The following is a 22,230-nucleotide window of genomic DNA, read 5'->3' as shown; positions in this document are numbered from 1 at the left end:
TGCTGCTATTGGCGACATTAGCTTTTTATGCCAAAACTAAAAAGCTGAAATCCAGATTTTGATCCGCGCGTTGGACAGCGCATTTGCGCCGATAGATCAGTTTATTGAGAAACAAAGTCAAAAATGCAACCTGATTACAGCCATCCGACACAACCATACCTCGGCCGGTGATTTCGGTCAGTCGCCTGAATCGCCCTCGCCCGCCCCAAACTATGCAGCGACCATCTGGTGGGAACTTAAATTTCGCTATTGGGTTTACAAAAACATGCTGGATTCGGAATCCAATCTGCACCGTATCCGGGTCTTTATTCATTACCATGAAACTACACCGAAGGCGGGCATTTACAACACCTCCTGGGATTGGATAAAGACCTTCTGTCTATCGAGCATGCTTTCGCGCCTCGATCAACCAGTTTTTCCGATCGGCTGCCCGACCCGACGCAGTCACCTTTATATTCGCGGAGAAAGGCTGAAATTATGGCTGCCCGCATTCCGCTGTCGGCCACCACATCACAGATGGCCGACAGCCTAGATCAATGCATCATAGGCGAACAAACAGCGCGGGGAAATTAACTGGCTTCCGACCAATTGAGCCACTAGCTAACAAGCGATCATAACCCGGCTATTACCGATTTAATATCTTGCTGCCGAAATATTGCCACATCGCATCCTGCAACGCTTATTTCAGCTTGTCCTTAAGCATTTTATTCACCTCGCCAGGATTGGCCTTGCCCTGCATCGCTTTCATTACCTGCCCGACAAAAAAGCCGAACACTTTGTCTTTGCCGCTACGGTATTGCTCAACCTGCCCCGGATTATCGGCAATGATTTTATCGATTATGGCTTCTATTGCACCGGTATCGGTAATCTGTTTTAAACCTTTGGCCTCGATAATCTCATCGGCCGAAGCCGTGCCCCGCCACATTTCCTCAAACACCTGCTTGGCGATTTTTCCGGAAATCGTGTTATCGCTGATGCGCGCCAACAATCCGGCCAGTCGTTCGTGGCTGACGGGAGAGTCGCTAATTTCTAATCCAGCCCGATTGAGTGCTGCCAAGAGATCGCCCGTTACCCAGTTGGCGCAAATTTTTGCTTCGCAAGCCGATTCTTTCACAACAATCTCGAAATAATCAGCCAACTGACGCGAAGAAGTCAGGATCGTGGTACTTTCCTCATCCAACCCGTATTGGTCCTTGAAGCGCTGTTTTTTCGCATCTGGCAACTCGGGCATGGTGGTTTTTACCTGCGCCTTAAATGCCTCATCGACAACCACGGGCAACAGATCGGGATCGGGAAAATACCGGTAATCATTAGCCTCTTCCTTGCTGCGCATGGAACGGGTTTGATCCTTGACTGAATCATAAAGCCGAGTTTCCTGAATCACGGCACCACCGCTCTCGATCAGGTCTATCTGGCGCTCAATTTCATAATTGATGGCCTTCTCAACGAATTTGAACGAATTGATATTTTTTATTTCGGCACGTGTACCAAAAGCCTGCTGGCCTTTTGGCCGAACCGACACATTGGCATCACAGCGAAACGAGCCTTCCTGCATATTGCCATCGCAAATCCCCAGGTAGCGCACCAGTTCGTGCAACTTTCTCATATATGCGACCGCTTCCTTCGCCGAACGCATATCCGGTTCGGACACGATTTCCAGCAGCGGCGTGCCGGCACGGTTTAAATCGATGCCGGTCAAGCCATGAAAATCCTCATGTAATGATTTGCCGGCATCTTCTTCAAGATGCGCACGCGTTATGCCGATGCGTTTTTTGACGCCGTCCGCATCAATATCCAGATGTCCAAGTCCCACAATAGGCAATTCAAACTGACTGATTTGATAGCCTTTGGGCAAGTCAGGATAAAAATAGTTTTTTCTGGCAAAAACAGAATACGGCGCAATTTCCGCTTCAATAGCCAATCCGAACAGCACAGCCATACGCACAGCCTCCTGATTAAGGACCGGCAGAACACCCGGCAATCCCAAGTCAACCGCACAAGCCTGTGTATTCGGTTCCGCCCCATAAGCGGTCGAAGCACCGGAAAAAATTTTTGATTTTGTGGCGAGTTGTGTGTGAATTTCCAACCCGATCACTGCTTCCCATTCCATTATTTGCTCCTTTACTCAAAACCTTTGGGACGTTGTTGATGCCAGTCGGTAACCTGCTGATATTGATGGGCAATATTCAGCAACCGGTCTTCGGCAAAATAATTACCAATAATCTGCAGGCCTACCGGCTTACCGTCGACAATGCCGGCCGGCACGGACATGGCCGGCACGCCTGCGAGATTAATGGCAATGGTATAAATATCGGATAAGTACATTTCGATAGGATTGCCTATTTTCTCGCCTATGCCGAATGCAGTTGATGGCGTTACCGGTCCCATGATCACATCGACTTCCGATAAGGCATTTTTAAATTCCTCACTGATCAAACGTCGAACTTTTTGCGCTTTAATATAGTAGGCATCATAATAACCGGCCGACAAGGCATAAGTTCCCATCAGAATCCGGCGCTTGACTTCCTTGCCGAACCCTTCACCGCGTGAGCGCGTATATAAATCAGCAAGATCCGTCGGATGTGAGCAACGGTAACCAAAACGCACACCATCGAAGCGTGACAGGTTTGCTGAACATTCGGCAGGAGCGATGACGTAATAAGCCGGTATAGCCAGTTTCAGATTAGGCATTGAGATTTCCTTGATTTGCGCACCTAATTTCCGATACTCATTGACGGCCGCATCAATAACGGCGGCCACATCGCCGCTCAACCCATCACCGAAAAACTCTTTAGGCAACCCGATTTTGAGACCTTCAATAGGATTATTCAGCCCAGCCCGATAATCAGGCACCGGTAAATCCACGCTGGTCGAATCTTTCTCATCGAATCCTGCCATCGTCTGCAGCAAGATGGCGGCATCCTCGGCGCTACGCGCCATAGGCCCGCCCTGATCCAGGCTGGAGGCATAAGCGATCATGCCATAGCGCGATACGCGCCCGTAAGTCGGTTTCAAACCGGTAATGCCGCAGTGGGCGGCAGGCTGACGAATTGAACCGCCGGTATCCGTGCCGGTCGCGCAGGCAGCCAGTCCAGCAGCCACGGCCGCGGCCGAACCGCCTGACGAGCCGCCCGGTATGGCATTGCGATCCCAAGGATTTCTAACTGCACCGTAATAGCTGGTCTCATTGGAGGAACCCATGGCGAATTCATCCATATTGAGTTTGCCCAGCATGACCGCCCCAGCCTGATTGAGTTTTTCTATGACGGTGGCATTATAAGGCGCGATGAAGTTATCGAGCATTTTAGAACCGCAGGTGGTTTTCACGCCTTGCGTGCAAAAAATGTCTTTTTGTGCGATCGGTATGCCGGTCAGCAGCATCGCATCGCCCTTGGCGATCCTGGCGTCGGCTGCCTTGGCTTCCTGTAAAGCCAGCTCTTCGGTGACCGTGATATAACAATTAAGCGAGCCGTGTCGCTTGATCCTGTCCAAAAACATCTGAGTCAGTTCCAGGCTTGAAAATTCGCCTGACCGCAGGCCCTTGGCTAAATCCGCAATTGACTTATTGTTCATCATGGCATATTCCCTTACTCAATGACTTTCGGCACTAGATAAAGTCCCGCTTCGACTTGTGGCGCAATAGACTGGAACTGCTCGCGGTTATCCTGTTCCGTAACAATATCGGGCCTTAATCTTTGCACCTGATCCATCGGATGAGCCATCGGTATGACGTTGTCGGTATTTAACTCACTCATCTGTGCCATTAAATCCAGCATGCCGGACAAATCCCGAGCATAGGACTCAATGTCTGACTCATCAATTCCCAAGCGCGCTAAATGCGCAATTTTTTTCACATCGTCGGTCGTTAAAGACACTATCAACTCCTCAAAATTTCAGAGATTCTATATTATTATAAATATGATACTTTATATCTTGCTCAAATACCCGCTTGATTGATAAAGTAATACAATTTTATTCCCCATAAAGGACACAGGTAAAAAATGTTCTTCAAAAGAATTCGCGGCCTTTTTTCGAATGATCTCTCGATTGATTTAGGAACCGCTAATACACTGATATATATTCCCGGCCAGGGCATCGTGCTTAATGAGCCATCCGTTGTTGCCATCAAAGAAGATAAAATTCGCGGCTCTAAAACCATCGCAGCGGTCGGTGTAGATGCAAAACGCATGCTAGGCCGAACGCCGGGCAATATCACGGCCATCCGTCCTTTAAAAGATGGGGTAATCGCCGACTTTGCCGTCACGGAAAGAATGCTTAGATTTTTCATTGAAAAAGTCCATCAAAGCAAACTGCTGCGACCTAGCCCGCGCATTTTAATCTGTGTGCCTTGCGGGTCAACCCAGGTTGAACGTCGTGCCATCCGCGAGTCTGCCGCCATGGCGGGTGCACGCGAGGTTTATCTGATAGAAGAACCCATGTCTGCCGCTATCGGCGCAGGCCTGCCCGTTGATGAAGCGTCGGGCTCGATGGTCCTGGATATCGGTGGCGGCACCTCCGAAGTAGCGGTCATATCCATAAACGGTATCGTATACTCCAACTCCGTCCGCATTGGCGGCGATCGTTTTGACGATGCCATTATCAACTATGTCCGCAGAAATTACGGTACGCTAATCGGTGAATCCACAGCCGAAAGAATAAAATTTGAAATCGGCACGGCTTATCCCGGCAGCGAAGTCAGGGAAATAGAGGTGAAAGGCCGCAACCTGGCGGAAGGCGTCCCGCGCAGTTTTGCCTTAAACAGCAATGAAATCCTGGAAGCGTTACAGGAGCCGCTATCAGGCATTGTCGGCGCGGTCAAAGTGGCATTGGAACAAACACCGCCTGAACTGGGAGCCGATGTTGCCAACCGCGGCATTTATTTAACTGGCGGCGGCGCCTTATTGAAAGACATTGATCGCTTGATCGCGGAAGAAACTGGCTTGCCGGTGTTTATTGCCGATGACCCGTTAACCTGTGTTGCCAGAGGCGGCGGCATGGTTCTGGAAATGCTGGATAAAAAAGGAGTCTCAACCTTTTCATTAGAGTAATGACGCACAGCCTTTAAACTGTTTATTCTGGCAGAAACCGGGCCGGCCAAAACCCGGTTGCTTCATTTTAACTAATAAGATGACTGCATGGATGCAGGAGATAGAGCAACGCAAGGAGCAATTGCCGAGGAAACCCGCCATCAAACTTTTATTTGCCACCGGTCCATCGATCAATACCCGCCTGCTAGTGGCAGTAATTGCCTCCATCGCCTTACTGGCGACGGAACAGACCACTCTCCGGCTGGCCCCGCTTCGCGCTACGTTATCTCTTTTAATCGACCCTATAAAATACTTGGTCGATTTACCTACTGTTCTGGTCGAACAGGCTTCCAATTCCATTAGTTCATACTCGACCCTGAAAAAAGAAAATGAGCGATTGCGTGAGCAGCAACTCGTCCATCAAACCCGACTGCTTAAGCTGGCCGCACTCGAAAAAGAAAATATCCGTCTGCGCGCGTTACTGGAAAATTCATTTAAACTCGGCGAACAGGTGTTGATCGCGGAATTGCTGTCGATCAATACGGGCCCTTATGAACACATAGTACAGGTCAATAAAGGCACACGTTTTGGCGTACATCCCCAGCAGCCCGTACTTGATGCCAACGGTGTGGTTGGACAAGTGATTCGGAGCTTGCCTTTCAGCTCTGAAATTATGTTAATCACCGATCCTAATCATGCCATTCCAGTACAGGTTAATCGAAACGGCCTGCTGACCATTGCGGTAGGCAGCGGGCAAATGAACCGACTTAACCTGCCTTTTTTACCGAACAACGCTGATATCCGGACTGGCGATTTACTGATTACTTCGGGTTTAGGAGGCACTTTTCCACAAGGCTATCCTGTTGCCGTTGTGGATCAATTCACCCCAGAACCCAGCAAACCTTTTGCCAGCATTACCGCAACCCCTAAAGCCATGCTGGACCGGAACAGAGAGTTATTGATCGTCTGGAGCAATACAAACCCTATTCCTCTCACCTCAGAAGCAACAGCGAACGACAAAAAGACCGAGACACCTACCCATGAATAACTACTATGGCTTTGGCCGAATTATTTTGACCATAGTATTAGCGATGAGCTTAAGAATTGCGCCCATGCCGGGCATCATGGCTATGATCAACCCCGACTGGGTGCTTCTGTCTCTGATTTATTGGTCACTGGCCGTACCGGAACGGGTCGGTATATTTCATGCTTGGGCCTTCGGCCTGCTTACTGATGTCCTAATGGGCAAGTTATTCGGCCAATATGCATTAGCTTATTCATTGGTCATTTATCTATGTCTTAAACTTCATAAACGGCTACGCCAATTTCCCTTGATTCAACAAGGGCTGTTTATTTTTTTCTGTCTGCTTTTGTCCCAACTGCTACTGTTCTGGATAAAAAATCTTCAGCATCCTTCTCAACTTCACCCATCTTTCTGGCTTCCTGTAATTACAGGAACACTATGCTGGCCATTGGTTTATACGACATTACGTTTTGTTCGCCTTGCACGGCGGCCTAAATAAGATACTCACTGCTGTTATGTCTCGTACATATACGATTAAAAATAACCTAGTAGAAAACCGCCTGTTTTTCAGCCGCATTCTTGTCGCGTTCATTATTATACTGCTGCTAACGTCTGCCCTGATTGTTCGCCTGGTCTATTTACAAATAGTCGGCCATGAACACTACTCAAGCATGGCAAAAGATAACAGCATCAAAATCAAACCATTACCACCAACCCGAGGCATGATTTATGACCGTAACGGAAAGATTCTGGCGGAAAACATGCCTTCTTATAGCCTTGAGCTAATCCCTGAGCAGATCAACGACCTGGATGACACGTTGCTTCGTCTGCAAAAGCTGCTCAATATCTCCGATGAGAAAATCCAGCAATATCAAAAACAGCGTAAACGGGAAAAACGCTTCACGAGTACGCCTCTGTTAATGAACATGACAGAAGAGGAACTCGCGAAGTTTGCCGTTGCCCGGCCTTTTTTCCCGGGCGTCGATATTCAAGTGCACCTGGTTCGGCATTATCCCTACGCCGAACTGACATCTCATGTCGTCGGCTATATGGGCCGGATCAACGAAGCCGAGCTCAAGTCGCTGCCTGTAGCCGAATACCGAGGCTCAAGTCATGTTGGCAAGATAGGCATAGAAAACAGCTATGAAGCACAATTGCATGGCAAAACAGGCTATGCGGAAATCGAAACCAATGCCCAGGCACGGGCTATCCGTACGGTAAACTCAGTGGAGCCGACATCCGGCGCCAACCTCTATCTGACGTTGGATATTGATCTGCAAAAAACCGCCTATGACGCACTGGATATCTATAATGGTGCCGTCGTTGCGATTGAGATCAAAACAGGCGGCGTGCTGGTATTCGTCAGCCGCCCCGGGTTCGATCCCAACCCGTTCGTTGTCGGCATCAGTAATGATGCCTATCAGGCACTGCAATCATCCGATAAGCAACCGCTTTACAATCGGGCATTGCGCGGCCTGTATCCGCCAGGCTCGACGCTTAAGCCATTTATAGGCCTGGCAGGACTTGAATATAACGCCATAAGCAGCCAACACAGAATTTTCTGTCCAGGATTTTATCAGCTACCTGGCGTCAAGCATCGTTATCGGGACTGGAAAAAATGGGGCCATGGCTCGGTTAATTTGAACGACGCGATCATGCAATCCTGTGACGTCTATTTTTATAGTCTCGCCTCCTCTTTAGGCATAGATAATATGCATGATTTTTTACAGCAATTTGGTTTTGGCGAAAAAACCGGTATTGATCTGGTCGGAGAAAAGGCGGGATTACTGCCTTCCCGAGACTGGAAGCGTAATCATAGAAAACAGTCCTGGTATCCTGGCGAAACGCTGATTACGGGCATCGGTCAGGGGTTTACCCAAGTGACACCGTTGCAGCTCGCCAGAGCCACCGCAACCCTGGCTAACAAAGGCCAGATTGTCACGCCGTTTTTAGTGGACAAAATCGTTGATTCCGATGCCACAACCCATGGCCCGGAAATTCATAAAGGCACTATTCCGCTTAAACCGAACAATATCAATAACATCATTAATGCCATGGTCAGCGTAGTGCATGGCGAACGCGGGACAGCGAAAGGCATCGGCAAGGATATCAATTATCTAATCGGCGGCAAAACGGGAACCGCACAGGTTTTTAATATTAAGCAGGACGCCAGATATAACGAAAGTGAAATTGAATTCAAACTGCGCGATCATGCCTTGTTTATCGCTTTCGCGCCAGCCGACGATCCCAAAATTGCAGTAGCCGTCATCGCTGAAAACGGTAGCCATGGCAGTTCAGTCGCCGCGCCCATCGCCGGGAAAGTCATTAAGCAATTTTTAGAGAGCGAGAATGAAAACTGAAACCCGTAGAGAACAATTCCAGCCCCCTTCAGCTTTAGGCAATATCCTCAGAAAACTGCATATCGATATTCCTTTGTTTCTCACGCTGGTCCTGGCTTCAATGGTCAGCTTCGTGGTGCTTTACAGTGCCGGCAGTCAGGATACGGGCATACTGATACGCCAGGCGGCCCGTATCGGACTGGCTTTCGCATTGATGACGGTATTGGCCCATATCAATCCCTATCAATTTAAGCGCTATTCCGCCTTGCTGTTTGGCCTGGGGATCATGTTGCTCATTGCCGTACTGATCATGGGACAGATAGGTAAAGGTGCGCAACGATGGCTGGATCTGGGTTTTTTTCGTTTCCAGCCGTCGGAAATGATCAAAATCACCACACCCATGATGATTGCCTGGTATCTGGCCGAGCATTCGCTACCGCCGAAATGGAAACAACTTAGCATAGCCGGCGTACTGATTATTATCCCAACCTTATTAATAGCCAAACAGCCGGATCTGGGTACGTCTTTACTGGTAGCCAGCTCCGGGGCTGGTGTGCTGTTTTTTGCCGGCCTTTCCTGGCGCTTCATTTTGGCCATCATCGCTTCACTGGCTGCATTGACTCCTGTCGTTTGGCATTTGATGCATGATTACCAGCGCGGCCGGGTGTTGACCTTTTTAAATCCCGAAGCTGATCCGATGGGCAGAGGCTATCATATTATCCAATCCAAAATAGCCATTGGTTCCGGCGGCATCTACGGCAAAGGTTGGCTGGGCAGCACGCAGTCGGAACTGGACTTCCTGCCGGAAAGCTCGACTGATTTTATTTTCGCCGTTTTTGCCGAGGAATTCGGACTTTTCGGCTGCCTGGGACTGCTGATCCTGTACCTGCTGATTATTGGCCGCTGCCTGTATATAGCTTCCCAAGCCCAAGATACCTATAGCCGGTTATTAGCCGGCAGCTTGGCCTTTACCTTTTTCGTATACGTATTCGTTAACATCGGCATGGTCATAGGGATTTTGCCTGTCGTAGGTGTCCCATTGCCATTAATCAGTTACGGAGGCACATCAATAGTGACGTTACTGGCCGGATTCGGTATCCTTATGTCCATTCATACTCATAGAAAGCTCTTGCCGAACTAATGAAACTGAAAAACACTTTAGCGCGCATCCTGTTTAGCAGCCTCTGTTTAACCACGACGGCCTGTACAGCCAATATCCACGAAACAGACGGCATGGATGCATTTATCAAGCAAATGACTCAAACACATAACTTCGACAAAACTGAACTTAATGAGTTATTTCAATCGGTTGAGATACAGGAAAACATACTGAAAACCATCTCGAAGCCGGCTGAAGGATTGCCCTGGTATAAATACCGCAATATCTTCCTGACCGAATCCCGCATTAACGGCGGCGTGGAGTTCTGGCGGGAAAATGCGCGGGCCCTGCGCTCTGCCGAACTGCAATACGGCGTTCCAGCGGAAATCATCGTCGCCATCATAGGTGTCGAAACGCTGTATGGACAGAATACCGGCAATCATCGCGTCATTGATGCACTGTCTACGCTGGCCTTTGCCTATCCTCCTCGCAGCAAATTCTTTCTCGGCGAACTGGAAAACTTTTTATTGCTGTGTCGCGATGAACATATAAATCCTCTCGATCCGACCGGTTCTTATGCTGGCGCAATGGGCATTCCGCAGTTCATGCCTAGCAGTTTCAGAACCTATGCGATCGATTTCGACAACGATAACCGCCGCGATATCTGGCACAACAAGGCAGATGTCATCGCCAGCATTGCCAATTATTTTGCCCGGCATCAATGGCAAACGGGGCAAGCTATCGCTTTTCCCGTTAAAGCGGAAGGAGAAAAGTATAAAACCGTACTCAATAACGACCTTAAGCCAGACTTAACAATTGCAGAGCTAGAATATCTCAATATCGACACATCCGGTCTTACTCCTTTAGACAGCAAAATAAAGCTTCTAGCCTTTGAACAGGAACAAGGCGAAGAACTATGGGTTGCGTTAGACAATTTTTATGTGATCACCCGTTACAATCACAGCCCTTTATACGCCATGGCCGTTTACCAGTTAAGCCAAGCCATTTCAGACAGGAAGGCCTCAATACATGAATAAAATCATAGTGTCCCTATCCTTTTTTATTCTCAGCAGCTGCGCTACGGAACAGATAGAAACTATAGAATCCACTAAACAGGCGCCGGATTCTGAAAGCACCAGCACCCCATGGCTTTATCAATCCCCGCCAGAAGTCGAACAAAATACCGCAGCATCATATAAAGAGCCATCACGGCAAGAAAGCCTGCTGCCCCGCATTGCCCAATACTTGAAACGCGGCATCGCTTCATGGTACGGACCGAGGTTTCATGGCAAAAAAACCGCCAACGGTGAAATTTTTGACATGTATGCCATGACCGCCGCATCCAAAACGTTGCCTATCTCATCCTACGCCCGTGTTACCAATCTGAAAAACAAGCGCAGCGTTATCGTCCGCATCAATGACAGAGGCCCCTATCATGGCAACAGAGTATTGGACCTATCCTATACCGCTGCAAAAAAACTGGGGATTTATAAAACAGGGACGGGCATGGTCGAAATCAAAGCGTTAACCCCGGAACAAGCATTGCCCCAACTACAGGCAGCCGCGGCCAAACAGAGAAAACAGGTCTATCTGCAACTAGGCACATTCGGCAACCAAAAAAAAGCGGTCAAGTTGCAAAATAAAATCGTCGCCCATCATCTGCCTCAACCAGAAATTCTGTCCTCGACCTATAAAAACTCCACGCTTTATAAAGTTCAAATGGGGCCAATAAAGTCCGTGGATAGTGCCCATAAGCTGAATGAACAACTGTCAGAAATAGGCATAACACAGACTCAATTTGTCACAGAAACCAGACAAAATTAAAAACTCGCATGGTACAATAAGGCACGATTTATCGAGCCACCCTCTACCCCTAATAACCATGATGTTTCTAAAAAGTTATACCCGCTTCCACTTTTTTATCTTTTTCGGCTTGCTTCTTAACGCTTGCCAGGCAATATCAGCAGATGATGGGATTCTGACCCCGATAGCGCCAACCGTTAATGCAGGTGCTTATATTTTGGAAGACTTTGCTACCGGCAAGGTATTGGCGGAAAATAACGCCGATGTCAAACTTGCCCCGGCCAGTCTCACTAAAATCATGACGGTCTATGTAGTCTTCAGGGAACTCGGCAGTGGCCATTTGCATCTTGACGATAAAGTCACCATTAGCCAAAAAGCCTGGCAAACACCGGGATCACGCATGTTTGTCGAGGTCAATAAACAGGTTTCAATCGAAGACTTGCTACATGGCGTAATCATTCAATCAGGGAATGATGCCAGCGTCGCTTTAGCCGAGCATGTGGGCGGCAATGAAACGACATTCGCCGACATGATGAATCAACATGCGGCGCGCTTGGGCATGGTCAACAGTCATTTTACCAACAGCGATGGCTTGCCCAGCCCTGATCATTACACGACAGCACGGGATCTGGCTATTCTGGCCCGAACATTAATCAAGGAATTTCCTGATTACTACCGCTGGTTCTCGCAAAAAGACTTCACTTATAACAATATCAAACAACAAAATCGTAATAAATTGCTTTGGCGAGACGAAACGGTTGACGGTATTAAAACCGGCTTTACCGATGACGCGGGCTATTGCCTTGCAGCGTCCGCATTAAGAAATGATATGCGTTTGATTTCTATTGTCATGGGCACAAAAAGCGCCACGATTAGAGCCAATGAAAATCAAAATCTGCTTAATTACGGATTCCGTTTTTTCGAATCGCACCGACTCTACCAGGGACAAACGCCTTTAACTGAAGCAAGAATATGGAAGGGCGATAGCAAAGAGCTGCCACTGGGCTTAGCAGAAGATCTTTTTGCCACTATTCCACGCCGTCAGTATCAAGATCTGAAAGCCGTGATCAATGTTGATAAAAAGATTACCGCTCCTGTCAAGGAAGGCCAAAAACTCGGCACCGTGACGGTCACGCTGAAAGATGAATTAATTGCTACCAAAGACCTGATAGCGCTTAAAAGCGTGGAGAAAGGCAACGTTCTGCAAAGATTCTATGATCAAGCTCTGCTATTGATGGAAAAATAATGGAAAACAAAACAGTTTATTTAAACGGACAATACCTGCCTCTTAATGAAGCCAAAATATCGGTCATGGATCGCGGCTTTTTGTTCGGCGACGGCATTTATGAAGTCATTCCGGCGTATCGCGGCAAGTTATTCCGTTTTCAGGAACACATGGAGCGACTGGAAAACAGCCTGAACAATATTCGCCTGGTCAACCCCTACAGCCGCGAACAATGGCTGGAAATTCTGACGGCGCTATTGAGTTCAAGCAGGGATCAATATATTTACCTGCAGGTTACGCGTGGCGTTGCACCTAAAAGAGACCACGCGTTTCCGGAAAAGACCGAGCCCACTGTTTTTGCCATGTGTTCAAACATTGTGCCGTTTGAAGGACGGGACTCCGGCGTTAAGGCGATGAGCCTGGATGACAGCCGCTGGGAGTTGTGCCATGTCAAGGCAACGACACTGCTGGCCAACATTCTGCTTCGTCAACAGGCCGTGGAACAGGGCTGTGCCGAAGCCGTTTTAGTTAAAGAGGGCTATGTAACCGAAGGCGCGGCAAGCAATATTTTCGCTGTTATCGATGGCGTCTTGATTACTCCGCCTAAAAGCAGTGAAATATTGCCGGGCATAACCCGTGACGTCATACTGGAAATCGCCAAGGAAAACCATACCCCTTACAGTGAAGAGGTTATTTCATTAGAGGCCTTAAAAACAGCCAGCGAAATCTGGTTAACCAGCTCCACACGTGAAATCATACCGGTTGTGGAATTCGACGACCAAAAAGTGTCTGGCGGCAAACCCGGCCCGGTATGGCAGAACATGAACCGACTTTTCCAAGCTTACAAGCAGTCCCAATCATGAGCGAAGAACAATCACTTTTAGAATTTCCCTGTCAATTTCCTATTAAAGTCATGGGCAGAACCAGCCCGGACCTTGATGTATCGGTTGTGGAAATTGTTCGTCGTCACAGCCCCGATATCAAAGAAGGCGCCATAACGTCCCGTCCCAGCAAGGGCGGCAATTACACGGCTATAACTGTGATCATAGATGCATCCAGCAGGCAGCAACTGGATGCCATCTATCAGGACTTGACAGACAGCCCGCATATTCTGATGGCGCTATAATCCATGCCTTAAATGCCGGAACTTGCATCGCCTGCCCTCGCTCTTTATGCCGATACTGACATGTTTCCGCCGGAAAGTATCGGGGCGACATTAAAAAACTCATCTTATGCAAATAACGATACGTAATCTGGGCTTGCAGCATTACCAAACGACTTGGCAGGCCATGCAGCAATTCACTCAGGATCGTACCGAAGAGACTGCCGATGAAATATGGATCGTGGAACATTTTCCCGTTTATACATTGGGCTTAAACGGCAAACCCGAGCACCTGCTCAATGCCGGCGACATTCCGGTCATTTATTCCGACCGGGGCGGCCAGATCACCTATCATGGCCCCGGACAACTGGTCGTTTATACTTTATTGGATCTTAAACGGTTGAAAATAGGCGTCAGGCAACTGGTAACGATTCTGGAACAATCCATGATCGGCACTTTGGCCGGCTATGGCATTATCGCACGCGCCCGGATTGACGCGCCCGGCGTATATGTCAATGACAAAAAAATCGGCTCCATCGGCATGCGGATAAAAAAGAACTGCAGCTACCATGGATTAAGCTTCAACAATCAAATGGATCTGAGTCCTTTTGACTCTATCAACACTTGCGGCTATGCTGGACTGGAAGTGACTCAATTGAACGATCTGGGTGTTGCTGTCAATAATTCCGAGCTCGCCATCCCTGTTATTCAGGCTATAACCACGGCTATATACAAATGACTTATCAAGCGCCTTCCCGTTCCACGCCCGAATCGCATCAACGCAATGCCGAAAAACTGGCAAGAATTCCGATTAAAGTCGAACCTGCCCCGAACACTTTGCGCAAGCCCGAATGGATACGCATAAAAATATCCGCCAGCGAGGAAGTCAATCGAATAAAACAATTATTGCGCCAAAACCGGTTGCATACGGTCTGTGAAGAAGCCGCCTGTCCTAATCTCGCCGAATGCTTTCAACACGGTACGGCAACCTTCATGATCATGGGTGATTTATGCACGCGCCGCTGCCCTTTCTGCGATGTCGCCCATGGCAAACCCCTGGCGCTCGACAAAGGCGAGCCCCAGCATCTGGCTCAAGCCATTCAGTCGCTGGCTTTAAAATACGTTGTCATCACCTCGGTCAACCGTGATGATTTAAAAGACGGGGGAGCCGGACACTTTGCCGATTGTATCGAAGCGATTCGGCAATTGATGCCCGATACCAGGATTGAGGTTCTGGTACCGGACTTCCGTGGACGCATGGACAAGGCCGTTGAAATATTGGCAAAACACCCCTGCGATGTCTTCAACCATAACCTGGAAACAATTCCCAGATTATATCAACAGGCACGTCCAGGCGCTGATTATTCCGGCTCCTTGCAACTGCTGCAAAAATACAGTGAGGCCCGCCCCCAAACGCCGATCAAATCAGGACTGATGCTCGGCTTGGGAGAAGAACCGCACGAAGTCCATCAGGTCATGAAAGACTTACTGGCTCACGGCTGTTCCATGCTGACGCTGGGCCAGTACCTGCAACCCAGCAAAGCTCATTTACCGGTTAAAAGCTATATTACTCCGGAACAATTTGAAGAATATGGCGTCATAGCAAGGACGCTAGGGTTTAAACAAGTTGCCAGCGCCCCGTTGGTCAGATCCTCTTACCATGCCGATGCTCAGGCTAAAGCCATTATAAGCGGATCACCTGATTAACCAGCCGGCAAAAACGTAATAGAGAGGCACGAAGAGGGCACGATATATTTCATCCTAAGACGTGAAATTTAAAACCCGATTAATCAATAGTTGCAGGAGAAATTTATGAAAAAATTGGCTCTAGGCATGTTGTTATTAATCTCTTCATCATCTGCATTCGCGGTAGCGCCGGGTGGCCCTAACTGCGGCTGGGGAAATATGCTTTTTGCGGGCAAAACAGGGACTGGCTACCACTTGCTCGGCACGCTTTTTAACAACTCCACCGGCAATAACACCTTTGGCATGTCCAGTGGCACCAATGGTTGCGATACCAGCGGCAGGCTGACATACGGCGGTGAAAATTGGCTTGCTTTTGCCGGCTTACTGACTGAATTTACTGAAGACGTTGCCAAAGGCGAAGGCGAAGCATTAAATGCGGTTGCTGTCATGTTCGGTATAAACGAACAAGACCAGGCCACTTTCGCAGAAATAACCCATGCCAATTTCAACGCGCTTTTTCCGTCTGAAAATGTAACGGCTGAAGAAGTCATGCAAACTCTTGTAAAAATCATGAAAGCTGATAAGCGTTTGGTCAAATATGTGGTTTAGCCAATGGCCTCCCTTTTCCATCATTACGCCGGGAAAGGGGGGCAACATTGATGTTACAAAAAATCATGCGCTCTATGCCGACAGCGTTCCTGATCTTTATCGCATGGATTCATTCTTTAACTGTTAATGCACAAGGCCTCGGTCATTACGAAGCACTTCTTAATGAAACTGAACTGCGAAAGCTGGCATTTCATAAAGAATGGCTAAATTTATTACATTACCGGAAAGATAATTTTCTTAAAAACCGCTACATCAGTTATGTTGATGATCATGATTTTTTTTATGCGCAAAATGGCAAACATGATCCGCTGGCTGAATTAAAAGCCACCCTACAGGCTTTTTATCAAACGACACCTCAAAGTGACCGGCATGCTCTATGCCGCTTTCCCGCCCGTTTTCATTGGTTAAAAAAAAATCTGCGGCTGCCGGAACGCGAGTTCCCGCACATAGTTTGCATCAAGTATCGACAATGGCTTAAAGAAATCGATGCGCACAGCGTCAGCTTGATTTTCGCATCGGCTTATCTTAACAGCCCCTCCTCAATGTTCGGTCATACCTTGTTGCGGCTGGACCGCAAGGAAAACACTGCAAAATCCGACTGGTTATCCTATGCGCTGAACTTCGGCGCGGTGATACAGGAACAGGACAATTCCCTGCTCTATGCATTTAAAGGTTTGGCCGGCGGCTATTCCGGATTATTTCAACTGATGCCGTTCTTTAAAAAGATTCAGGAATACAGCTTTATGGAAAACCGCGATCTGTGGGAATACAAGCTCAGCCTTACATCAGAAGAAACCGAACGCTTGCTGCGCCATTTATGGGAATTGCAGGATATTAACTTTGATTATTATTACATCGGCGAAAATTGTTCTTTTCGCCTATTGGAACTGCTGGAAGTGGCCCGTCCTGGCAGCCGATTAACCGATAAATTTCCGTTAACAGCAATCCCTTCGGATATTGTACAGGCTGCAGTAGAACAGGGCTTTGTCGCCTCCGTGCATTATCGTCCATCCCAATTTGTTGAACTGCAACAACAAATCGAGCGCATTCCTGAACCCTATCAGCCTTTGATTTTATCACTGGCCGAAGATATCAGTACGGCCAAATCGGCCGAGTTTCAAGCAATCGATGCGTCCGCACAAAAGCAAATCACAGCCGCTGCCTATCAACTGGTGCGTTATAAAACGCTAGATCAGGAAAGATCGGCAGAAAATGCCAAGCAACGTTTCAAATTATTACATCTATTAAATACCTACCCCATCGACAAACAGGCAACTCCTCTTAAATATAGCGCCCCCGCATCACCCGATCAGGGCCACCGCTCTCGGTTAGCCGCATTATCCGCCGGTTATTTCGACAGTAAATTTTTTACCGAGTTAACTTATCGACAAAACTATCACGACCTGCTCGATAGACCCGACGGGTATTTCAGCGGCGCTGAAATCAATTTTTTCAATCTGAACTTTCGAATCTATGAAGACAATCGCTTCAGACTTCAGCAGTTGGAATTGCTCAATATCACATCGCTTAGCCCGCGCAATCGCTTTTTCAAGCCGGTTTCCTGGCGCGTGGCAACCGGCGTTAAATATCAAAATTACGAGTTCGATAAATTGTCCGCCTATATCAATGCCGGAGCGGGCGTAACTTATGCCTTATTTAACGACAGCCTGAGCTATGGCTTTATCAACGCCCATTTAGAACACAACGACAATTTTCGCGATATTATTGAACCAGGCGTTGGGGTTGTGCTCGGCCAGCTGTTTTATTCTGCTTTGGGTACCAGCCGGCTTGCCTTTGAGTCTAAGAATTTTCTAGGCGGCTCATTTATTTATCAACTGAGCCTGGATCACAACTTTCCTCTCGATACCAATCAGGCAGTCAGAGTTTCTCTGCAACAAAACTGGAACACGCGGGAAGACTTCAACCAAGCTCAATTATCCTATCGGTACTACTTCTGATGACTATCAAAACATCATTCAGAATCATCAGTCTCATTATTTTTTCCTGCGCGCTATCGGCTTGTTCCGGCTTAATGTTTTACCCGGATACACCATTAGTCAGAACACCTGAGACGCTAGGGCTCGCCTATCAGGATATCGTGCTGGAAGCCGCCGATGGCCTTAAAATACATGGCTGGTTTTTACCCGCGCAAGGCGATTTAAAAGGTAGCGTCTACTTTCTGCACGGCAATGCCGAAAATATCAGTACTCACGTGCAAAATATCGCATGGTTGCCGCAATATGGTTATCAGGTTTTTTTGATCGACTATCGGGGATTTGGCCGATCCGACGGCTCGCCCTGTTTGCCAGACGTGTTTCTGGATGTTAAAGCGGGTTTCGACTGGTTGCTTGAGCATGGCAACAATAAACCGGTCTTCTTGGTTGGTCAAAGCATGGGAGCCAGTTTAGGCATTTATTTTGCCGCGACCAATCCTAAAGCCAGACGGAATCTAGCCGGCGTCGTCAGCGACTCGGCATTCAGCAGCTATTTTGAAATCGTCCGCCATGTGGCGGCTTCCAACTGGCTCACCTGGCCTTTTCAATATCCCGCAGCCGCGTTGATGGATTATCCTTACAATCCAGTTGACGTCATTGCCGATATCGCGCCTGTTCCACTATTGCTGAGCCATGGACTGAAGGACCCGGTCGTGCCTTTTTCACACGGAAGACAACTTTACCAAGCGGCAAAACAGCCTAAGCTCATGGTCTTGTCGGAAACAGGCCATAATGAAACCTTTCGTCTTCAACAAAATCGTTTGAATGTGTTGGATTTCTTACGACAACATAGTTTGACTCAGCATGCACAACCCCAGTCGGTCGTGAATCCAGAAGCCGGCCCCTGGCAAAAACAGTAGACCATAAAAAAGCCCCGGCTGTTAAAAAACAACCGGGGCCTGCTTAAAGCGACAGGCTTTAAGAGCGCATGATTACATCATGCCGCCCATACCACCCATACCGCCCATACCACCCATGCCGCCCATATCCGGCATGCCATGGCCTTTTTCGTCAATCGGCGCATCAGCAACCATGACTTCTGTAGTAATAATCAGACTTGCAATAGAAGCCGCATTTTGCAATGCAAAACGGGTTACTTTGGCAGGATCCAGAATACCCATGTCGATCATATCGCCGTACTGACCAGTCGCGGCGTTGTAACCGTAGTTACCTGTACCTCTAGCGACTTCGTTCAGTACCACGGACGATTCGTCACCGGCATTGGCAACGATTTGACGTAATGGCTCTTCCATTGCGCGGCGCAAGATATTGATGCCGACGTCCTGGTCGTGATTGATGCCTTTCAGACCTTCCAGCGCTTTCAGGGCCCGAACCAGAGCGGTACCTCCGCCGGCAACCACGCCTTCTTCAACCGCCGCACGGGTTGAATGCAGCGCGTCTTCAACGCGTGCTTTTTTCTCTTTCATTTCCACTTCAGTTGCGGCGCCGACTTTGATAACAGCAACACCGCCGGCTAATTTAGCCAGACGCTCTTGCAGTTTTTCTTTGTCGTAATCCGAAGTTGCTTCTTCAGCTTGTTTGCGGATTTGCGCAATTCGGCCCTTGATGCTTTCTTCAGAACCCGCGCCATCAATAACCGTAGTGTTTTCTTTGCCGACTTGTACTTTTTTCGCAGTACCCAACAAGTCCAGTTCCGCTTTTTCCAGCGACAGGCCGACTTCTTCAGAAATCACAGTACCGCCGGTCAAAACAGCGATGTCTTCCAGCATGGCTTTACGACGATCGCCAAAACCAGGTGCTTTAACGGCCGCGACTTTAACGATACCACGGATGGTATTAACAACCAGAGTCGCCAACGCTTCTCCTTCCACATCTTCAGCGATGATCAATAACGGACGGCCGGATTTAGCAACGCCTTCCAGTACCGGTAGCAAGTCGCGGATGTTGGAGATTTTTTTGTCGTACAGCAGGATGAACGGATTTTCCAGTTCAGCGCTCATGCTGTCCTGGTTGTTGATGAAGTAAGGAGACAGATAGCCGCGGTCGAATTGCATACCTTCTACGACGTCCAGTTGGTTGTCCAGGCCTGAGCCTTCTTCAACAGTGATCACGCCTTCCTTGCCGACTTTTTCCATTGCTTCGGCAATGATCTGGCCGACAGACTCATCAGAGTTTGCAGAGATAGTGCCGACTTGCGCAATCGCTTTGTTATCTTTGCAAGGTGCCGCTGAAGCTACAACAGATTCAACGACTTTAGTCACTGCCAAATCAATACCGCGTTTCAAATCCATCGGATTCATGCCGGCGGCAACGGCTTTTAAACCTTCATTAACGATAGCTTGCGCCAATACTGTCGCAGTGGTGGTGCCGTCACCGGCTACATCGGAAGTCTTTGAAGCGACTTCCTTAACCATTTGCGCGCCCATGTTTTCGAATTTGTCTTTTAACTCGATTTCTTTCGCAACAGATACGCCGTCTTTGGTAATAGTCGGCGCACCAAAGCTTTTGTCCAGTACCGCATTACGTCCCTTAGGACCTAATGTTACTTTTACTGCATTCGCTAAAATGTTAACGCCTTTTACCATGCGGCTACGTGCGTCATCGCCAAATAATACGTCTTTTGCTGCCATTTTTGTTCCTTATTTAGTGTTAAATTGATTGTGATTAAGTTAAGAACCGGTCTTAACTCAAAACGCCCATGATGTCTTCTTCGCGCATAACGATAAGCTCTTCACCGTCAACTTTAACTTCGTTGCCGGCATATTTGCCAAACAGTACTTTATCGCCGACCTTAACATCCAATGCGCGAACATCGCCGTTATCCAGCACCTTACCGTTACCTACAGCCAAAACCACACCTTGACTGGGTTTTTCCGCCGCGGAACCCGGCAGAACGATACCGCCAGCTGTTGTCGTTTCTTCTTCCACACGTTTAACAATCACTCTATCGTGTAACGGACGTATTTTCATCAATATCTCCTAACAGTTAATTTTAAAGGTTAATCCAGTTGTTAGCACTCTCTGGCAATGAGTGCTAATAATAATCAGCTTTTGCAGTCTGTCAAGTTCTTTGGCATCATCTCCTATCCTCATATGGAAACTACATGACTGATGAATGACAACCAATTACTACGCTATAGCCGCCAAATCATGCTGCCTCAGGTTGATATTGAAGGTCAGCAAAAGCTCCTGGCCGCCAGGATACTGATAGTCGGCGCCGGAGGACTTGGATCTCCCGCGTCAATCTATCTAGCCGCTGCCGGTGTCGGTAGCATTACGATTTATGATGATGATGAAGTGGACTTATCCAATTTACAAAGACAGATTGCTCATCACACCAACGATATAGGGATAGACAAAGTAATTTCAACCCGACATACACTTAAAAATCTCAATCCGGAAGTAAACGTACAGCCGGTTAAACAGCGTTTGGCGGGGGAACAGCTTGAAACAGCCGTGGCTTCGGCCGACGTGGTGCTGGATTGCTGTGATAATTTCCCGACACGTTTTGCTATTAACAGCGCCTGTGTCAAGCATCGAACACCACTGGTTTCAGGCGCGGCCATACGCTTTGAAGGCCAGGTATCCGTCTTTACGCCGGGCAAGGCCAACAGCCCTTGCTACAACTGTTTATATAACAACGATGGCGAGGAGCAACAAAACTGCGCAACCAATGGCGTAATAGCGCCTATTACAGGCATTATCGGCAGCATTCAGGCGCTGGAGGCCATGAAACTGATTATGAATATCGGGGAAACCCTGACCGGCCGGTTACTGTTGCTCGATGGCTACACGATGGAATGCAATACCATGAAACTGCGAAAAAACCCTAACTGCCCGACCTGCGGCAACTGCTGAAATTATTGCCGGACAAGACGAACTTTCCAGATGAATCGAGTCACCTGGAAAGTTCGATAATGTTTTACTTTTTGCCGACCAAGCCTTTGAATAAACTGATGGCTTTTTCCGCAAAATCATTTACTAAAGACGGACTGTCGCCATGCGGTTCAATTTCGCCAAAAGGTTTGGCATTTTTCTGCGAGAACTTATAAATAAAATAACCCAATGGCGCAAACGAAAACGCCGCAAGAACAACCATGCCCAAAAAAAGCACAATAACTCCGCTCATAACACCTCCTCATGATTTTATCAATATCTATTATTATTTTTAGGTGAAATTGGATAATACTCTTTATATAGAAAAAAAACATCCGGAACAAATTATTGATAGAAAATAAAAGGAAATGCACGGCCCAGCCACCGAATGACGCCCTAATTCTATATATGGACGAAGGCTGCCCGCCAAAAGTTGCGTAAAAAAACTGTTCATCGTATACTTCAGAGCAGCTTACTTGATCAAG

Annotated in this window: 23 protein-coding genes; 16 read left to right on the top strand and 7 right to left on the bottom strand. The window is 48.0% G+C overall.

Annotated elements, in window-relative coordinates; all coding sequences use genetic code 11:
* Window positions 1-25: 25 nt before the first annotated feature.
* From EK22_RS24725 to gatC, 4 genes are all read right to left on the bottom strand, one after another.
* Complete coding sequence (locus EK22_RS24725; protein ID WP_156830487.1) at window positions 26-319, bottom strand: hypothetical protein; 294 nt, start codon at window positions 317-319, stop codon at window positions 26-28.
* Window positions 320-679: 360 nt separating this feature from the next.
* Window positions 680-2,110, bottom strand: a complete 1,431-nt coding sequence (gatB, locus tag EK22_RS14980) for an Asp-tRNA(Asn)/Glu-tRNA(Gln) amidotransferase subunit GatB (RefSeq protein ID WP_020159179.1) — start codon at window positions 2,108-2,110, stop codon at window positions 680-682.
* Window positions 2,111-2,121: 11 nt separating this feature from the next.
* Entirely contained in the window at window positions 2,122-3,573 is a 1,452-nt protein-coding gene (gatA, locus tag EK22_RS14975; protein WP_027147244.1) for an Asp-tRNA(Asn)/Glu-tRNA(Gln) amidotransferase subunit GatA, read from the bottom strand.
* Between the two features lie 14 nt (window positions 3,574-3,587).
* Complete coding sequence (gatC, locus tag EK22_RS14970) at window positions 3,588-3,875, bottom strand: Asp-tRNA(Asn)/Glu-tRNA(Gln) amidotransferase subunit GatC (protein ID WP_020159177.1); 288 nt, start codon at window positions 3,873-3,875, stop codon at window positions 3,588-3,590.
* Window positions 3,876-4,001: 126 nt separating this feature from the next.
* Here gatC and EK22_RS14965 point away from each other — a divergent pair, with 126 nt between their 5' ends.
* From EK22_RS14965 to EK22_RS14895, 15 genes are all read left to right on the top strand, one after another.
* Window positions 4,002-5,048 carry a rod shape-determining protein gene (locus EK22_RS14965; RefSeq protein WP_020159176.1) on the top strand — a complete coding sequence of 349 codons (1,047 nt, stop codon included), beginning with the start codon at window positions 4,002-4,004 and terminating at the stop codon, window positions 5,046-5,048.
* Between the two features lie 91 nt (window positions 5,049-5,139).
* Window positions 5,140-6,075 (top strand): rod shape-determining protein MreC, encoded by a 936-nt coding sequence (gene mreC, locus EK22_RS14960; RefSeq protein ID WP_020159175.1) that lies wholly within the window; start codon window positions 5,140-5,142, stop codon window positions 6,073-6,075.
* Entirely contained in the window at window positions 6,068-6,550 is a 483-nt protein-coding gene (gene mreD / locus EK22_RS14955; RefSeq protein WP_020159174.1) for a rod shape-determining protein MreD, read from the top strand. Before mreC ends, mreD begins: the two co-directional genes overlap by 8 nt.
* 16 nt (window positions 6,551-6,566) lie before the next feature.
* Entirely contained in the window at window positions 6,567-8,411 is a 1,845-nt protein-coding gene (gene mrdA / locus EK22_RS14950; RefSeq protein WP_027147242.1) for a penicillin-binding protein 2, read from the top strand.
* Window positions 8,401-9,531 carry a rod shape-determining protein RodA gene (gene rodA / locus EK22_RS14945; RefSeq protein WP_036252286.1) on the top strand — a complete coding sequence of 377 codons (1,131 nt, stop codon included), beginning with the start codon at window positions 8,401-8,403 and terminating at the stop codon, window positions 9,529-9,531. Before mrdA ends, rodA begins: the two co-directional genes overlap by 11 nt.
* Entirely contained in the window at window positions 9,531-10,526 is a 996-nt protein-coding gene (gene mltB / locus EK22_RS14940; protein ID WP_020159171.1) for a lytic murein transglycosylase B, read from the top strand. Before rodA ends, mltB begins: the two co-directional genes overlap by 1 nt.
* On the top strand, window positions 10,519-11,313 hold the full coding sequence (locus EK22_RS14935) for a septal ring lytic transglycosylase RlpA family protein (protein WP_020159170.1): 795 nt from the start codon (window positions 10,519-10,521) through the stop codon (window positions 11,311-11,313). Before mltB ends, EK22_RS14935 begins: the two co-directional genes overlap by 8 nt.
* A gap of 58 nt (window positions 11,314-11,371) precedes the next feature.
* Window positions 11,372-12,538 carry a D-alanyl-D-alanine carboxypeptidase family protein gene (locus EK22_RS14930; RefSeq protein ID WP_051961921.1) on the top strand — a complete coding sequence of 389 codons (1,167 nt, stop codon included), beginning with the start codon at window positions 11,372-11,374 and terminating at the stop codon, window positions 12,536-12,538.
* On the top strand, window positions 12,538-13,380 hold the full coding sequence (locus tag EK22_RS14925) for a D-amino acid aminotransferase (RefSeq protein WP_036252284.1): 843 nt from the start codon (window positions 12,538-12,540) through the stop codon (window positions 13,378-13,380). The genes EK22_RS14930 and EK22_RS14925 overlap by 1 nt, the downstream gene beginning before the upstream one ends.
* Window positions 13,377-13,643, top strand: coding sequence for a YbeD family protein (locus EK22_RS14920; RefSeq protein WP_020159167.1), 267 nt, complete (start codon window positions 13,377-13,379; stop codon window positions 13,641-13,643). Before EK22_RS14925 ends, EK22_RS14920 begins: the two co-directional genes overlap by 4 nt.
* 106 nt (window positions 13,644-13,749) lie before the next feature.
* Complete coding sequence (lipB, locus tag EK22_RS14915) at window positions 13,750-14,358, top strand: lipoyl(octanoyl) transferase LipB (protein WP_036252281.1); 609 nt, start codon at window positions 13,750-13,752, stop codon at window positions 14,356-14,358.
* Window positions 14,355-15,326 carry a lipoyl synthase gene (gene lipA, locus EK22_RS14910; RefSeq protein ID WP_020159165.1) on the top strand — a complete coding sequence of 324 codons (972 nt, stop codon included), beginning with the start codon at window positions 14,355-14,357 and terminating at the stop codon, window positions 15,324-15,326. Before lipB ends, lipA begins: the two co-directional genes overlap by 4 nt.
* Before the next feature lie 105 nt (window positions 15,327-15,431).
* Complete coding sequence (locus EK22_RS14905) at window positions 15,432-15,914, top strand: DUF3015 domain-containing protein (protein ID WP_027147240.1); 483 nt, start codon at window positions 15,432-15,434, stop codon at window positions 15,912-15,914.
* 50 nt (window positions 15,915-15,964) lie between these two features.
* A complete protein-coding gene (locus EK22_RS14900; RefSeq protein WP_051961920.1) occupies window positions 15,965-17,872 on the top strand; it encodes an Lnb N-terminal periplasmic domain-containing protein in 1,908 nt (635 codons plus the stop codon).
* The gene (locus tag EK22_RS14895) at window positions 17,872-18,768 is read left to right on the top strand and encodes an alpha/beta hydrolase (protein ID WP_051961919.1); all 897 of its coding nucleotides are present in this window, start codon (window positions 17,872-17,874) and stop codon (window positions 18,766-18,768) included. Before EK22_RS14900 ends, EK22_RS14895 begins: the two co-directional genes overlap by 1 nt.
* Window positions 18,769-18,840: 72 nt before the next feature.
* Here the strand turns inward: EK22_RS14895 and groL are convergent, their stop codons facing one another.
* Together groL and groES are read right to left on the bottom strand one after the other, a co-directional pair.
* Complete coding sequence (groL, locus tag EK22_RS14890) at window positions 18,841-20,499, bottom strand: chaperonin GroEL (RefSeq protein ID WP_036252278.1); 1,659 nt, start codon at window positions 20,497-20,499, stop codon at window positions 18,841-18,843.
* Window positions 20,500-20,551: 52 nt separating this feature from the next.
* A complete protein-coding gene (gene groES / locus EK22_RS14885) occupies window positions 20,552-20,839 on the bottom strand; it encodes a co-chaperone GroES (protein WP_020159160.1) in 288 nt (95 codons plus the stop codon).
* Window positions 20,840-20,980: 141 nt separating this feature from the next.
* Between groES and EK22_RS14880 the strand changes: the two genes are divergently transcribed.
* The gene (locus tag EK22_RS14880; RefSeq protein ID WP_020159159.1) at window positions 20,981-21,727 is read left to right on the top strand and encodes a HesA/MoeB/ThiF family protein; all 747 of its coding nucleotides are present in this window, start codon (window positions 20,981-20,983) and stop codon (window positions 21,725-21,727) included.
* Window positions 21,728-21,791: 64 nt separating this feature from the next.
* On the opposite strand, the gene EK22_RS14875 is transcribed toward EK22_RS14880, so the two are convergent.
* Window positions 21,792-21,998 (bottom strand): hypothetical protein, encoded by a 207-nt coding sequence (locus EK22_RS14875; protein WP_036252274.1) that lies wholly within the window; start codon window positions 21,996-21,998, stop codon window positions 21,792-21,794.
* Window positions 21,999-22,230 lie beyond the last annotated feature (232 nt).

It is taken from the genome of Methylobacter sp. BBA5.1, assembly GCF_000746145.1.
Lineage (GTDB): Bacteria > Pseudomonadota > Gammaproteobacteria > Methylococcales > Methylomonadaceae > Methylobacter > Methylobacter marinus.
This window is presented reverse-complemented; position numbering and strand designations above follow the sequence as displayed.